Origin of the sequence: Yersinia enterocolitica subsp. enterocolitica, from assembly GCF_901472495.1 — a bacterium.
In the GTDB taxonomy this organism is placed as follows: Bacteria; Pseudomonadota; Gammaproteobacteria; order Enterobacterales; family Enterobacteriaceae; genus Yersinia; species Yersinia enterocolitica.
This window is the reverse complement of the sequence record NZ_LR590469.1, coordinates 1,811,693-1,827,576: the sequence shown is the minus strand read 5'-3', so window position 1 is coordinate 1,827,576 and position 15,884 is coordinate 1,811,693. Positions and strand designations below refer to the sequence as shown.

Genomic DNA, 15,884 nt, shown 5'->3' with positions numbered 1-15,884 from the left:
ATTTAACAAAATTGATTTAAATGCTGCAAAAAGTTGACATATTTAGCGTCATCTTCTAGCGGCCAAAAGGCCGGACTAGGATACCGATAGCGCCGCCTAAAAACAAAATATATTTAACAGACTAATTTTTAGTTAGTGGATTACAAAAAAAATTTTAATCTTTGTTTGTGAAGTTGAGGTGAGCCATGACAACAAAACCCTCTGATTCCGTAAGTTGGTTTCAGGTACTCCAGCGCGGGCAGCATTATATGAAGACCTGGCCTGCTGATAAACGCCTGGCACCGGTGTTTCCCGAGAATCGTGTGGCGACCGCGACCCGTTTTGGTATCCGCTTTATGCCGCCGTTGGCCATCTTTACATTAACCTGGCAAATAGCTCTTGGCGGGCAATTAGGGCCAGCCATTGCCACGGCATTGTTTGCCTGCGGTTTACCGCTGCAAGGGTTATGGTGGTTAGGTAAACGTGCTATTACACCGTTACCACCGACATTATTGCAGTGGTTCCACGAGGTGCGAAATAAACTGGCTGAAGCCGGGCAAGCCGTCGCACCTGTTGAGCAAACGCCGACCTACCAATCTTTGGCTGATGTGCTTAAACGCGCCTTCAAGCAGTTGGATAAAACATTTCTTGATGATTTGTAAGTGTAGCCTTTGATTGGGCAATGTCGGGAATCCATACCGGGCTTTATCTGCAACCGGGGCTTTTTATGTATCTGATAAACAGCAGCGTAAAATCCCCTGTCAAATCAAAGTATGGCCCAACTCTGTATGCGATGATTTCCTCATTATTTATGTCTTAGGAGTTTAGTGATGGATATGACAAACGCCCAACGACTGATTCTGTCGAATCAGTACAAAATGATGACCATGCTGGATCCGGAAAACGCTGAGCGCTATCGCCGCCAGCAAACGATTGTCGAACGTGGCTTTGGTTTGCAGATGCGTGAACTGGACCGTGATTTTGGTGAAATGAGCGAAGATACTTGCCGTACTATCATTAATATCATGGAGATGCATCACGCACTGCAAGTCTCTTGGGATAACCTGAAAGACAAACAAGATTTAGATGAGCGCCGTATTGCGTTCCTTGGTTTTGATGCTGCTACTGAATCGCGTTACCTGAGTTATGTGCGCTTTATGGTGAATACCGAAGGCCGCTATACCCATTTTGACTCAGGAACACACGGTTTCAATTCCCAAACCCCAATGTGGGACAAATACCAACGTATGCTGGCTATCTGGCAATCATGCCCGCGCCAGTACCACTTGAGTGCTGTTGAGATTTCGCAAATTATCAATGCCTGATAGTGCGTAATGATCAAGACCTGAATTGACTAACGAGGATGTGCTTGTGGAGTGTAAAGGTTTTCTTTTTGATTTGGATGGGACTCTGGTTGATTCATTACCTGCTGTGGAGCGAGCCTGGATTGGCTGGGCGCAAAGTCGTGGCATTGATCCATCGGAAGTTCTAGAATTTATCCACGGGAAACAAGCAATTACCTCTCTTCGTCATTTTATGCCGGGTGCGAGTGATGCAGAACTTCAAGCAGAATTTTTGGCTTTAGAGCACATTGAAGCCAATGACACTGATGGTGTAACTGCTCTGCCGGGAGCGGTGTCATTGCTAGAGCGGCTGAACAGTTTGTCTATTCCGTGGGCGATTGTGACCTCAGGTTCGGTACCCGTTGCTTCTGCGCGCCGTGCGGCGGGCCATTTACCCGAGCCAAAAGTGTTCGTCACTGCTGAACAGGTGAAACATGGCAAACCTATGCCTGATGCTTACCTGCTGGGTGCTGAACGTTTAGGTTTGGCTCCGGCGGATTGCATTGTGGTGGAAGATGCACCAGCGGGAATATTGTCAGGGCTGGCGGCGGGTTGCCAGGTGATCGCCGTGAATGCACCTGCTGATACACCAAAACTGGATCAAGTTAATTTAGTTCTCAGCTCACTTGAACATATCGCTGTTGAAAAGACAGCAAATGGTGCGGCAGTTCGCTTTATCGGCTAATCACTTTGGTGAGTATTTTATTGAGAGCGCCTGATGGCGCTCTCAGACTGCTGACAAACCTCGATAACTCGATCTTGTAAGGTGAAGACAGGTAGAAGAGTAAAGCGTCCGCGCCAGGGAGGGCGCGGGTCGAGCCATCAGGGACGATTTTACGGCGTCTTTACGATCTGCCTGTTTTCACCGCTGCGGGTACTTTGTCATTAACCTCAGAGCGCCTGATGGCGCTCTTTTGCTTTTAGCGCGACAGGGGATGTGATGGCACTGAGGGGAGCGGCGCTAAGCTGCCTTCCAGGCTGTGAAGATTTTGTGGTTTTACCCGAATAATCCCCCCGCGCGGGCTATCAATGTCGGCGATAAGCATAAAAGAGAATGAAATAATCAAGGGCAATATCAGCGTCATTATTTTGCCATTTTTACCCTGCCGTGAACCATAGCCGACCAAAATACAACTACCAATTGCGATGAGAAACATCAATAGCCATGCCGCCATTGGTATTCTATTCCACCAAGCTGCTTGGGTGTAACCGGCTGAATTCAATACATCATTCATACCGGAAACCACCAAAGCGCGTACTGGATCTGGTTTTTGATTGACTGGTACAATCAATTCAGCCCATAGGGCATTCTCCAATTGATTAGTTTGGTCATTAATCTCTGTCAGATGGCTGTCATTGCGTGTGGTATAAAAAAGTATCCGTTGATCAAGATAGCGTATTAACAATGCCTTGGTGGTGACAGCGGATGCGGCTGGCAAATAATCGACACGCAAATATTCTGTCCCAATTGCATTGGCCTCTGCCTCTTCGTAATTTTTACGCAAATCATAGCGGCTGATCGCCATCGAAAAGCTAAAACCGATAATCAGGCCAAGCAGTGTCAGGGTAGCTCCTTGAATAACAGTAAAATTCTCACGGATATTCTCGTCCAAAATTTGTCCACGCCGAAAATATGCCTGACCGGCATAAGCCGAACACCACAACGTAGTGAATGATAAAATAAAAAGGACGAGCGGATAATCCGTGATGGTGCCCATTCAGTGCTCCTGCCGCCAGTTTTCAATTTGACTGCTCGAAAGACAGTATTCTCAGTATAGTCAGTCAGTTAAACGGCACTGAATATCTGAGAATTCCGAGCCTGTTTTTTTAATCGCTGAATACTGCATCACAAATTGGTTAATTATTTTTCAGAAAAAAATACAATTAATGCCGTTGTGGGATGGTAAGCGCATAAATTTACAGTCATTATTGATCTCAAACAGCGGTAGTGTCTTAATTTGATGATTTACTACCCTATACCCTTCATACTTCAAATTGCATATGCGTTGGCCGCCTTCCTGCAACTCGAATTATTTTGGGTATAGCTGGATATTCCTTTTCACTTTTTGCCAACGAGGCCATTTTGAACAGCGAACTATTGTGGGTGTTGACGCTACTTCTGATAGCTATTGTGCTGTTTACCACCAATAAACTGCGGATGGATGTCGTGGCATTATTGGTCATTATTGCCTTTGTCATGAGCGGCACGCTGTCATTAGGGGAGGCGACCAGCGGCTTCAGTGACCCTAATGTCATCTTGATTGCGGCATTGTTTGTCATTGGTGAAGGGTTAGTGAGAACCGGCGTCGCCTATCAGGTGGGGGATTGGCTGGTAAAAGTTGCTGGCCACAGCGAAACCAAAATGCTGGCGTTACTGATGGTGACTGTGGCGGGGTTGGGAGCCTTTATGAGCTCAACCGGCGTGGTGGCGATTTTTATCCCGGTAGTATTAAGTGTCGCCAGTCGGATGAAGATTTCGCCCGGGCGATTAATGATGCCGCTAAGTTTTGCCGGGCTTATCAGTGGCATGATGACGCTGGTCGCGACGCCACCCAATATGGTGGTGAACAGTGAGTTGCTGCGCGAAGGTATTAAAGGTTTTGGTTTCTTCGGCGTGACGCCGATTGGCTTTATCATCTTGTTGATGGGGGTTGGCTACATGTTGGTTGCCCGCCACTGGTTGGGCGGAAAGCCGGAAAGTTCAGAAAAAGAGCAGCAATGGAAGCGCCGTACCTTCCGTGATCTTATCCGCGATTATAAACTCACCGGCCGCGCCCGCCGTTTGGCTATTCGCCACGATTCTCCTTTGATTGGCCGTTCTCTTGATGAGCTACATTTGCGCGCCCGCTATGGGGCGAATGTGGTCGGGATTGAGCGCTGGAAACGTTTTCGGCGGGTCATGGTCAGTGCGACCGGCTCGTCTGAGCTGCACGAAAATGATGTTTTGCTGATTGATATGTCTGATTGCGATGTGGATTTACGCGAATTTTGTACTGAGCAGATGCTAGAGCCGATGGTGTTGCGTGGTGAGTATTTCTCTGAACAGGCGCGTAACGTCGGGATGGCCGAAGTTTCTCTTATTCCAGACTCTTCCCTGCTGGGAAAAAGTTTACGTGAAGTCACCTTCCGTACCCGCTATGGCCTGAATGTTGTGGGTATTCGTCGCAATGGTAAGACCCTGGAAGGTAAACTAGTCGATGATAAATTACAGTTTGGCGACATCTTATTGGTGATCGGCGACTGGAAATTGATTCGTCAATTGCAGCAGAAAACCCGTGATTTTATTGTGCTGAATTTACCGGCTGAAGTTGATGAAGTGGCACCGGCAATTTCACAAGCGCCCCATGCTTTGTTCTGTCTGGCGCTGATGGTGGCGATGATGCTAACTGACGAAGTGCCGAATGTGATAGCGGCGTTAGTGGCATGTTTGTTGATGGGGCAATTTCGCTGTATTGATATGGAAAGTGCTTATCGCTCAATCCATTGGCCAAGTTTGATTCTAATTATCGGGATGATGCCCTTTGCACAAGCGCTGCAAAAAACTGGCGGGGTAGATTTGATAGTCCGTGGTTTGATGGATGTCGCTGGTGGTATGGGGCCAAGAGTGATGTTGCTGTGCTTATTTGTGCTGTGCGCCACCATCGGGCTATTTATTTCCAATACAGCGACGGCGGTGTTGATGGCACCGATCGCCATAGCGGCCGCTCGTGAGATGTCGCTTTCCCCGTATCCATTCGCGATGATTATCGGTATTGCTGCATCAGCGGCCTTTATGACTCCGGTCTCATCCCCGGTTAATACCTTGGTTTTAGGCCCCGGTGGCTATAAATTTGGTGATTTTATCCGAATAGGGGTGCCGTTTACCCTGTTGGTGATGATCGTGAGTGTGATGGTAGTGCCATTATTATTCCCCTTCTAATTTATCCTTCGGCCTTGCCGCTACAGGGGTGTTAGCTGCGCTTACTCACCCGAATCACTGACAAAAACGTCAGCTCATCGGGATTCGTGCACTGGCTGCCTACCTGTAACGGCAATGACTTTGGATAATGTGCTTCGGCCTTGCCGCTATCTAAAAGATAGGCTGCTCATCAATCCAGTGAGTCGAGGCTGATTTCGTCCAGAGACAAGCTAAAGCTGGGGACGAAAACTTCCATAAAATAATCCATTTCCGGGCTTTGACGCATGGCGAGGGTCTTCTCCAGCCGCACTTTGGCTTGGATGAACTCATTGTTACCGGCAGATAATTCTTCTAAACATTTGAGATAAGCGCATAGCGCATCAGCTTGTTTAACCAATGCTTTTTCCTCTTCGCTATAATAATGCTCATCCAGCAGACAACGAAAATCGTGCTGTAACTCTTCGGGTAGCATTTCAATTAGCTTCTGCTGCGCGACTTTTTCTATCTTTTTATATTCATGAGCAATCTGAGGATTGTAATACTTGATAGGGGTGGGTAAATCACCGGTTATCACTTCGCTGGCATCGTGGTACATCGCCAGCAGCGCGATACGATCGGCATTAAGATTGCCATTAAATTTCCGGTTTTTGATAATAGCTAATGCATGAGCGACAAATGCCACCTGCAAACTGTGCTCAGAAACATTCTCAGTGCGGACATTACGCATCAGCGGCCAGCGGTTGATCAGTTTCAAGCGGGATAGGTGGGCGAAGAAGTGACTCATAGTTTCTCTCTTTTTTACTTTTTAAAGGCAGAACTGGGGGATAGCATATCAGATTGGGTTTGGGTTTGGGTTGATGTTTGATTTGATCGGATCAGGTTTCGGTTGATATTCGTTCAGTTATCACCTTACCTTCGCGGCCTCAACCGAGCAGGAGGGCAGGCCGGCCCTCCTGCACCTGCGGCTTGCGCGAAATATTACTGCTGTCGCAGTGCCCTCCGGCAGCTTGCTGGCTGTTCGAACCGGGGCTGACTCGCTCCCAGCTCGACAGCCCCTTTCGCCGCGTCCATGCGGCTCATTCGGCCTGCAATCTTTGTCGGTAATATTCCTGATTGCGCTCAAGGTCAAAAAACAATTCAAAACCAAACCCATTTTTAGATTTTGATGTTAAAAGCACATTTGAGCTGCCGAGTGAAGAGTGGAGGTAGGACGCGAGGCATGGATGCCGAGCGAGGGCCGCTTGAACAGGAGTGAATCGGCCCAGTCCGTCAGCCGGAACGATGATTGAGGGCACCCACGAAGTGGCAAGCGATACGTGCGCTAGCGCAGGGGATCCAAGGGGGTTACGCGCTTGTAACCCCTTTGGCGGTTGAAGCTTCAGAGACAAGGTGATCGCTGATCTTATGTCAACCGAATCAGTCACCAAGGCTACTAACCAAATAAAAAACCAAACCCTACTGGTGGTAGGTCTCCAAAAACCGCCCCAGCTTCCCAACCGCCATCTCCAGCTCATCCACACGCGGTAACGTCACGATACGCACATGATCCGGATATGGCCAGTTAAAGGCACTGCCCTGTACCAACAAGACTTTTTCCTGCAACAGAAGATCTAATACCAATTTCTGATCGTCTTTCAGGTTAAAACGCTTCTGATCAATACGCGGGAACATATAGAGCGCGCCCTGTGGTTTCACACAGGAAACCCCCGGTATCTGGTTAATCAACTCCCAGGCACGGTCGCGTTGTTCGTACAAACGCCCGCCAGGTTGGATAAATTCGCTGATGCTCTGATAGCCACCTAATGCAGTCTGAATTGCATGCTGCATTGGCACGTTAGCGCACAAGCGCATGGATGCCAGCATTTCCAAACCTTCAATATAACCTTTCGCGTGTTTCTTCGGCCCATTCAGCACCATCCAGCCCTGACGGAAACCGGCGACACGGTAAGTCTTGGACAGACCATTGAAGGTCACCGTCAGTAAATCAGGTGCCAGTGCAGCAATCGAATGATGCTGAGATTCGTCATATAAAATCTTATCGTAGATCTCATCGGCGAAAATAATCAGATCATTCTGGCGAGCGATTTCGACAATCTCCAGCAACAACTCTTTGCTGTAGACCGCGCCAGTCGGGTTGTTCGGGTTGATAATCACTATCCCGCGGGTGCGTGGGGTGATTTTACTGCGGATATCGTCCAAATCAGGGAACCAGCCTGATTCTTCATCACACATATAATGCACAGCTTTACCGCTCGAAAGTGATACTGCCGCCGTCCATAACGGATAGTCCGGGGCCGGTACCAGCATTTCATCGCCAAGGTTTAGCAATGCTTGCATGGATTGCACGATCAGCTCAGAAACGCCATTCCCAATGTAGATATCCTCTACCGTCAGATCGCGCATATCGCGTGCCTGATAGTGCTGCATAATGGCTTTGCGCGCCGAAAAAAGGCCTTTGGAGTCGCAATAGCCCTGTGCAGTCGGCAAATTACGGATCACATCCACCAGAATCTCATCCGGTGCATCGAAACCAAACGGGGCAGGGTTGCCGATGTTGAGTTTCAGAACCTTGTTACCTTCTTCTTCAAGACGCTTAGCTTCTTTTAGCACTGGGCCACGAATGTCGTAACAGACGTTGTCCAGTTTGCTGGATTTCTCAATGGGGGACATAAAAAATTGAGCCTTTTGCTGGTAAAAGCGTGTCCTCAGCGTGGAACACTGCAAGGTGTTCAATGTACTCCGACGCCGCTGATTTTTGAAGTTATATGCACATCTTTAGTGCAAATGACTGTGGGGCGTAAAGTATAGGTGTTTTTACCCGTGTTTTTGCTCTCAAACCTACCGGGCGCTATGTGATTGATGAGTTTGTCTGAAGTTTTCTTCTGCCAGATTTCATCGTACGTGCGCATTAGTAAAAAATAGATTTTGATAAAAATTAAGCCCCATTTTCTGCACGATAGAAACCAGAAAGGAAGTGAGAGTATCGATGTCCAATTACGTTGCGTTTTAAGCTGAGAATCTGGATTCAACAGTTTATATCATCATACATATATAGAAGGACGAAAAGAGGCAAGTTTGTAAATAGGAAAACTATTAAGATTAGCTAATGTTAATCTTAAAAATGCTTATCGATTATCAAATCTTACCACTTGAAATTACTCAATTAGATAAAAAATCCGCAAGAGAAATATTGATTATTTTTAATATTTATCGATGAGTTGGTCTCGTTGATTTAATTAAAATAAGAGATAAGCTGCTTTATAAAGGCTACAAAAAATCAGGATTTCTAAAGGAAAAAATCTTCATTTATCGAAGATTTAGCACTTTTTTATGACCGTACTCACAAACAGAGACAGAATTCAGCCAATAGTTTTTTTTAAAAAGAGATAGCGGTAACGAAATATAAGTAAATTTTTTGCCCTACTCGAATGAGTGGGGTACTGTCATACTTAGCGTTGTCCCTTATTGATGGCGCTAATACATAAACACCAGGGTAGTTTGTAATTAGAATTCAAAAAAGTGAAGAATACACTATGACAAATGCAAATCGTCCGATAATTAATCTCGACCTCGATCTGCTTAGAACCTTTGTAGCTGTTGCTGACTTGAATACGTTTGCCTCTGCTGCGGCAGCGGTTTGTCGAACTCAGTCAGCAGTTAGCCAACAAATGCAACGGTTAGAACAGTTAGTAGGTAAGGAGTTATTTGCCCGTCACGGGCGTAACAAATTGCTCACTGAACATGGTCTCCAGTTACTTGGCTATGCCAGAAAAATTTTGCGTTTTAACGACGAAGCTTGTACATCGCTGATGTATAGCAATGTAGAAGGTTCACTCATTATCGGCGCATCTGATGATACTGCCGATACACTGTTGCCTTTCTTGCTAAACCGAGTGGCGACGCTATATCCTCGGCTGGCCATCGATGTGCGGGTAAAACGTAGCCCACTCATTGCTGACATGCTGAGTCATGGCGAAGCGGATCTGGCGATCACCACCGCCAAGGTCGACAACCATCCTCATGTGATTTTAAGAACATCACCGACGCTGTGGTATTGCTCCGCCGATTACCAATTCCAACCCGGCGAATCAGTACCTTTAGTTGTTATGGATGAGCCAAGTCCATTTCGTGATATGGCAATAGAGCATCTGACCAGAGCCGGTATCGCATGGCGTATTGCCTATGTCGCCTCTTCTCTTTCTGCCATTCGTGCGGCAGTGAGGGCAGGGCTGGGTATTACTGCCAGACCGATTGAGATGATGAGTCCTGATTTACGGGTATTGGGTGAAACAGAAGGGCTACCTCGCCTGCCTGAAACTCATTATTCATTATGTAAAGACAGCCGGTGTAGCAATGAATTGGCCTTGGCTATTTTCGATGCTATGCAGACAGGTCATCAACACGGTTTGCAGTCCGGTACGGATTTAACCCTGGGTTCTGATTTTTTAATTGATGATCAAAGTTAACCCGTTACTGGTATAAAACATGATAAGCCCCTTATTTTAGGGGCTTGAGGTTAATGACAAAGTGCCCGTAGCGGTGAAAACAGGCAGATCGTAAAGACGCCGTAAACCCTTCCCTGGGGGCTCGAGCCGCGCCATCCGTGGCGCGGACGCTTTACTCTTCTGCCAGTCCTCACCTTGCAAAATTGGGTTGCCGAGGTTTGTCAGCAGTCTGAAGCCCCTTATTTTAGGGGCTTGAGGTTAATGACAAAGTGCCCGTAGCGGTGAAAACAGGCAGATCGTAAAGACGCCGTAAACCCTTCCCTGGGGGCTCGAGCCGCGCCATCCGTGGCGCGGACGCTTTACTCTTCTGCCAGTCCTCACCTTGCAAAATTGGATTGCCGAGGTTTGTCAGCAGTCTGAAGCCCCTTGTTTTAGGGGCTTTTTTGTTCCCATTCTTTGTTAAAGCTTCTTTTTATCCTATTCAGCTTAATTTTGTGATCAAAACGTCGTTTTACTTATTTAAAGCTATTTTTCAAGATCACATTATTTCTAATAAACCTGATTAACTTAGTGGTTAATATAAGTTTTATTAAAACACCGTTTCATTATTTGTAAATAATTAAGAGCAACTTTTAGTGCCGAATATTTATGAAATAACACTCAAAACGTGTTCTGGATCAAAAAAATACCCCTGGTTAGTGAGTGGAAGAACCGGTTATTCCTGAGACAATGGTATAGTTGGTAAGAGCTATTCATGTTGGTTTATATGTGTATGTTCTGACTTAACAAATTACTGACTCGATTTAGCTTGCAGGTTCGCATCAAATGTTAAGTAAGATCGTGCGTTTGTAAATTAATCTGTAGTTACTTTTGTCAAAGTTGACAAAAGGTTACTGAAAGGAGTAAAAAGCCCACAGTAAAACACTGGCTAAACAGTTGTTAAGACAGTGTGTTTTGTGTGGTTTTTATCCTTCCCTTTGAATCGATGTGGTGCACTAACTGCCAATACAAGAGCAGGATGTCCGACGCCACTTTTGATGAGTAAGCAATGAGTATGTCAACAACCACTGAAGTTATCGCTCATCATTGGGCGTTCGCTGTATTCCTGATCGGCGCAATCGGGCTGTGCGGTTTGATGCTGCTAGGTGCGTTCTTCCTGGGTGGGAGAGCTCGGGCCCGTGCCAAAAACGTCCCTTATGAGTCGGGTATTGATTCAGTAGGCTCCGCGCGCATGCGCCTGTCTGCGAAATTCTACCTGGTCGCCATGTTCTTCGTTATTTTCGATGTTGAAGCCTTATATCTGTATGCATGGTCAATCTCCATCCGTGAGAGTGGCTGGATAGGCTTCATCGAAGCAACCATTTTCATTTTGGTGCTCTTGGCTGGTTTGGTTTATCTGGTGCGTATTGGCGCTCTGGATTGGACTCCTGTGCGTTCTAATCGCCGCGTGAGCAAACCGAGCATAGTTAAATACGCCAGCAATCATCCGCAAGCTATACCCAAAGATCGTGGCGTTGAAAGTACGGCTACCAGCAAATAAATCCCGATGAACTTATCTATAGTTAAAACAGGTAAGTGATTGGGGTGAACGCGCACAGCTAACAACCCTGCGGCTTTAAGTACAAAGGGTATAGTGGTCAATAAATACAGCGAGGCATTAACATGGACTATACGCTCACCCGCATAGACCCTAACGGTGAGAACGACCGTTACCCCCTGCAAACTCAGGAAACCGTCAGCGGCGATCCTCTCGAGCAACATGTCCACCGTAGTGTTTACATGGGTAAACTTGAGAACGCCATGCATGACATGGTGAACTGGGGGCGTAAGAACTCTCTTTGGCCGTATAACTTCGGTCTTTCCTGCTGTTATGTGGAGATGGTGACCTCGTTCACCGCCGTGCATGACGTGGCACGTTTCGGTGCAGAAGTATTGCGTGCCTCTCCGCGCCAGGCTGACTTTATGGTGGTGGCCGGTACCTGCTTTACCAAGATGGCCCCAGTTATTCAGCGTTTGTATGAACAAATGTTGGAACCAAAATGGGTTATTTCCATGGGTGCCTGTGCTAACTCCGGCGGCATGTACGATATCTATTCTGTCGTACAAGGCGTGGATAAATTTTTGCCGGTAGATGTGTATATCCCTGGCTGTCCACCGCGTCCGGAAGCCTATATGCAAGCATTGTTGCTGCTACAGGAATCTATCGGTAAAGAGCGCCGTCCTCTCTCTTGGGTTGTGGGTGATCAAGGTGTTTACCGCGCCAATATGCAGCCAGAAAGAGAACGTAAGCATGCTGAACGAATTGCAGTAACTAACCTGCGTACACCTGACGAAATCTAATGTGCCTTTAGGCATAAGATTTTGGTGCGTAAGTGATTTGTTTTTGGAGAGAACCGTTTTTCTTCCAGAACATGTGTGCGGCAAATGACCACAAAATGACACATTCAGTGTGGTGAAAAAACAGTGTGGTGAATAAATAATGACCGATTTAACGACGTCCGACAGCACCCAGCCAGCATGGCAGACCCGCGATCATCTTGATGATCCGGTGATTGGTGAACTGTCGAACCGTTTTGGGCCAGAGGCCTTTGTTGTTCAAGCAACTCGTACCGGTATGCCCGTGGTATGGGTGAAGCGTGAACAATTACTGGAAGTAATGTCGTTTCTGAGAAAACAACCGAAGCCGTATGTCATGCTGTTTGACTTGCATGGTGTAGATGAACGCCTTCGTACCCACCGCCAGGGCTTGCCTGACGCGGATTTTTCTGTTTTCTATCATCTGCTTTCCATCGAGCGTAACCGCGACATCATGCTGAAAGTGGCACTGTCTGAAAAAGACTTGCACGTGTCCACAGCGACCAAGATTTTCCCTAATGCCAACTGGTATGAGCGCGAAACTTGGGAAATGTTCGGTATTACCTTCGATGGTCACCCTCATCTGACGCGCATCATGATGCCGCAGACTTGGGAAGGTCACCCGCTGCGTAAAGATTACCCAGCCCGTGCAACAGAGTTCGATCCCTTTGTGCTGACCAAGCAGAAAGAAGATCTGGAAATGGAATCACTGACTTTCAAACCAGAAGATTGGGGTATGAAGCGCGGCACCGAAAATGAGGACTTTATGTTCCTTAACCTCGGCCCGAACCACCCCTCTTCACACGGTGCGTTCCGTATCGTGTTGCAGCTTGATGGTGAAGAGATTGTCGACTGCGTGCCAGATGTGGGTTACCACCACCGTGGTGCGGAGAAGATGGGCGAGCGCCAGTCCTGGCACAGCTACATCCCTTATACCGACCGTATTGAATATCTTGGTGGCTGTGTTAACGAAATGCCTTACGTGCTGGCAGTTGAAAAACTGGCGGGCATTGAAGTGCCGGATCGCGTTAAAACCATTCGCGTCATGCTGTCTGAATTGTTCCGCATCAACAGCCACTTACTGTACATCAGTACCTTTATCCAGGACGTCGGTGCAATGACTCCTGTGTTCTTCGCTTTTACCGACCGGCAGAAAGTGTACGATTTGGTAGAAGCGATTACTGGTTTCCGTATGCACCCGGCCTGGTTCCGTATTGGTGGTGTGGCACACGACCTGCCGCGTGGCTGGGAACGTCTGCTGCGTGACTTCCTTGACTGGATGCCAAAACGCCTGGATTCCTACGTCAAAGCGGCACTGCAGAACAGTATCCTGAAAGGCCGTTCTATTGGTGTTGCTGCCTACAATGCCAAAGAAGCATTGGAATGGGGGGTGACTGGAGCTGGCTTACGTGCTACTGGTGTTGAGTTTGACGTGCGTAAATGGCGTCCGTACTCCGGCTATGAAAACTTCGATTTCGAAGTGCCAGTCGGTAACAATGGCGACTGTTATGACCGTGTGATGTTGAAAGTGGAAGAGTTGCGTCAAAGCCTGCGCATTCTGGAGCAATGTTATAAAAACATGCCAGAAGGCCCATTCAAGGCAGACCACCCACTGACGACTCCACCGCCGAAAGAACGCACGCTACAACATATCGAAACGCTGATCACTCACTTCCTGCAAGTTTCATGGGGCCCAGTGATGCCAGCTAACGAATCATTCCAGATGGTTGAAGCGACCAAAGGGATCAACAGTTACTATCTGACCAGTGACGCCAGCACCATGAGCTATCGCACCCGGATACGTACGCCAAGCTATGCCCATTTACAGCAGATTCCATCAGTTATCCGTGGCAGCCTGGTATCTGACTTGATCGTCTATCTGGGCAGTATCGATTTTGTAATGTCTGATGTGGACCGCTAATTATGAGCAACCAAAAAGATACTCAGGTGAGTAACGAAAGCCAAAATGTGGCGAACCTGGCAGTCAATGCGGCTGAACCGGCGACCACAGCAGAAGTTTTCGAGTTGAGTGCTGAAGAACGTGATGCTATCGAACATGAAAAGCACCATTACGAAGATGCCCGCGCCGCGTCAATTGAAGCACTGAAAATTGTGCAAAAACAACGCGGTTGGGTGCCGGATGGGGCGATTCACGCTATTGCTGAAGTGTTGGGTATCCCAGCCAGTGATGTTGAAGGTGTGGCGACATTCTACAGCCAGATCTTCCGCCAACCGGTTGGGCGTCATGTGATCCGCTACTGTGACAGCGTGGTGTGCCACATCACCGGTTATCAGGGGATCCAAGCCGCGATTTCGAAAAAACTCAGCATCCAACCAGGTCAAACCACTTTTGATGGCCGCTTTACGCTGCTGCCGACCTGCTGTTTGGGTAACTGTGATCGTGGCCCGACGATGATGATCGATGACGATACGCACAGCTACCTGAAGCCTGAAGATATTGAGAAGTTACTGGAGCAATATCCATGACAGTCCACTCAGGTTTTACCAAAGAGATTGTGCGCACGCCGGAAATGCACCCGCTGACCTGGCGTTTGCGCGATGATAAACAGCCAGTATGGTTGGATGAATATCGCAGCAAAAACGGCTATGTCGGCGCGGAAAAAGCCTTAAAAAGCATGGCAGCACCTGATGTTGTTAGCTTAGTCAAAGACGCCGGCCTGAAAGGGCGTGGCGGAGCTGGCTTCTCCACCGGTTTGAAGTGGAGCCTGATGCCAAAAGACGAAAGCATGAACATCCGCTATCTGCTGTGTAACGCCGATGAGATGGAACCGGGTACCTATAAAGACCGCCTGCTGATGGAGCAATTGCCGCATTTGCTGGTGGAAGGGATGCTGATCAGTGCGTTCGCGCTGAAAGCTTACCGCGGTTACATCTTCCTGCGTGGCGAATATATCGAAGCCGCCGTGCACTTGCGTCGTGCCATCGCTGAAGCAACGGAAGCGGGTTTGCTTGGCAAAAACATCATGGGCAGCGGTTTTGATTTTGAGCTGATTGTTCATACCGGGGCGGGTCGTTATATTTGCGGTGAAGAAACTGCACTGATTAACTCGCTGGAAGGCCGCCGTGCCAACCCACGTTCTAAGCCACCTTTCCCGGCATCTTCTGGTGTTTGGGGCAAACCAACTTGCGTTAACAACGTTGAAACTCTGTGTAACGTTCCGGCCATTCTTGAGCATGGCGTGGAGTGGTATCAGGGAATTACCGCCGGTAAAAGTAACGATGCGGGTACCAAACTGATGGGCTTCTCTGGCCGGGTGAAAAATCCAGGTCTGTGGGAATTGCCGTTTGGTATCACCGCTCGCGAAATTCTGGAAGATTACGCTGGTGGCATGCGCGATGGCTTGAAATTCAAAGCCTGGCAGCCGGGCGGGGCAGGGACTGACTTCCTGACCGCCGACCACCTTGATTTGCCGATGGATTTTGAAAATATCGCTAAAGCTGGCAGCCGTTTAGGGACGGCATTGGCTATGGCGGTAGACCACGAAATCGGTATGGTTCCGCTGGTGCGTAATCTGGAAGAGTTTTTCGCCCGTGAATCCTGTGGCTGGTGTACCCCTTGCCGCGATGGGTTGCCGTGGAGCGTGAAGATCCTGCGTGCACTGGAGCGCGGCGAAGGTCAGCCGGGCGACATCGAGACGCTGGAGCAGCTTTGCCGCTTCTTAGGGCCGGGCAAAACCTTCTGTGCTCATGCGCCGGGCGCGGTTGAACCACTACAAAGTGCGATCAAATATTTCCGGGAAGAATTCGAAGCCGGGATCGCAAGCAAAGACTATGGCAACACCCGAGCCATAGCCGGTATTCAACCGAATAACCTATTGAAGCAACGTTGGTAGCCCTGATGAA

12 protein-coding genes and 1 pseudogene are annotated in these 15,884 nt (G+C 48.1%); 10 read left to right on the top strand and 3 right to left on the bottom strand.

The genetic code is table 11. From position 1 onward, the window contains the following. Nucleotides 1-185: 185 nt before the first annotated feature. From yfbV to FGL26_RS08595, 3 genes are all read left to right on the top strand, one after another. Nucleotides 186-641, top strand: coding sequence for a terminus macrodomain insulation protein YfbV (gene yfbV / locus FGL26_RS08605; RefSeq protein ID WP_005171754.1), 456 nt, complete (start codon nucleotides 186-188; stop codon nucleotides 639-641). Nucleotides 642-809: 168 nt separating this feature from the next. Further along, nucleotides 810-1,304: a YfbU family protein gene (locus FGL26_RS08600; RefSeq protein WP_005159196.1), complete on the top strand. Its 495-nt coding sequence runs from the start codon at nucleotides 810-812 to the stop codon at nucleotides 1,302-1,304. A gap of 46 nt (nucleotides 1,305-1,350) precedes the next feature. Beyond that, nucleotides 1,351-2,007 (top strand): sugar phosphatase, encoded by a 657-nt coding sequence (locus tag FGL26_RS08595; RefSeq protein WP_005171750.1) that lies wholly within the window; start codon nucleotides 1,351-1,353, stop codon nucleotides 2,005-2,007. Nucleotides 2,008-2,242: 235 nt separating this feature from the next. Here FGL26_RS08595 and FGL26_RS08585 read toward each other — a convergent pair whose 3' ends face one another. After that, entirely contained in the window at nucleotides 2,243-3,040 is a 798-nt protein-coding gene (locus tag FGL26_RS08585; protein WP_005171747.1) for a bestrophin-like domain, read from the bottom strand. 365 nt (nucleotides 3,041-3,405) lie between these two features. On the opposite strand from FGL26_RS08585, the gene FGL26_RS08580 reads away from it, so the two are divergent. Next, nucleotides 3,406-5,241, top strand: coding sequence for an SLC13 family permease (locus FGL26_RS08580; protein ID WP_005171743.1), 1,836 nt, complete (start codon nucleotides 3,406-3,408; stop codon nucleotides 5,239-5,241). 169 nt (nucleotides 5,242-5,410) lie between these two features. On the opposite strand, the gene yfbR is transcribed toward FGL26_RS08580, so the two are convergent. After that, on the bottom strand, nucleotides 5,411-6,004 hold the full coding sequence (gene yfbR / locus FGL26_RS08575; protein WP_005171739.1) for a 5'-deoxynucleotidase: 594 nt from the start codon (nucleotides 6,002-6,004) through the stop codon (nucleotides 5,411-5,413). Between the two features lie 671 nt (nucleotides 6,005-6,675). Continuing rightward, nucleotides 6,676-7,890, bottom strand: coding sequence for a pyridoxal phosphate-dependent aminotransferase (locus FGL26_RS08570; RefSeq protein WP_005171737.1), 1,215 nt, complete (start codon nucleotides 7,888-7,890; stop codon nucleotides 6,676-6,678). 863 nt (nucleotides 7,891-8,753) lie between these two features. Between FGL26_RS08570 and rovM the strand changes: the two genes are divergently transcribed. The 6 genes and pseudogenes from rovM to nuoF all read left to right on the top strand — a co-directional run bounded on the left by rovM (nucleotide 8,754) and on the right by nuoF (nucleotide 15,874). After that, nucleotides 8,754-9,686: a virulence transcriptional regulator RovM gene (gene rovM, locus FGL26_RS08565; protein ID WP_005171734.1), complete on the top strand. Its 933-nt coding sequence runs from the start codon at nucleotides 8,754-8,756 to the stop codon at nucleotides 9,684-9,686. 1,027 nt (nucleotides 9,687-10,713) lie between these two features. Further along, the gene (gene nuoA, locus FGL26_RS08560; RefSeq protein ID WP_005159212.1) at nucleotides 10,714-11,205 is read left to right on the top strand and encodes an NADH-quinone oxidoreductase subunit NuoA; all 492 of its coding nucleotides are present in this window, start codon (nucleotides 10,714-10,716) and stop codon (nucleotides 11,203-11,205) included. A 122-nt stretch (nucleotides 11,206-11,327) separates the two neighbouring features. Beyond that, nucleotides 11,328-12,005, top strand: coding sequence for a NuoB/complex I 20 kDa subunit family protein (locus FGL26_RS08555; protein WP_002210278.1), 678 nt, complete (start codon nucleotides 11,328-11,330; stop codon nucleotides 12,003-12,005). Nucleotides 12,006-12,144: 139 nt separating this feature from the next. Then, nucleotides 12,145-13,941: an NADH-quinone oxidoreductase subunit C/D gene (gene nuoC / locus FGL26_RS08550; protein WP_005171718.1), complete on the top strand. Its 1,797-nt coding sequence runs from the start codon at nucleotides 12,145-12,147 to the stop codon at nucleotides 13,939-13,941. Between the two features lie 66 nt (nucleotides 13,942-14,007). Continuing rightward, nucleotides 14,008-14,507, top strand: a pseudogene (gene nuoE / locus FGL26_RS08545) (NADH-quinone oxidoreductase subunit NuoE). After that, nucleotides 14,504-15,874: an NADH-quinone oxidoreductase subunit NuoF gene (nuoF, locus tag FGL26_RS08540; protein WP_005171695.1), complete on the top strand. Its 1,371-nt coding sequence runs from the start codon at nucleotides 14,504-14,506 to the stop codon at nucleotides 15,872-15,874. The pseudogene nuoE and the gene nuoF overlap by 4 nt, the downstream one beginning before the upstream one ends. Nucleotides 15,875-15,884: the final 10 nt, after the last annotated feature.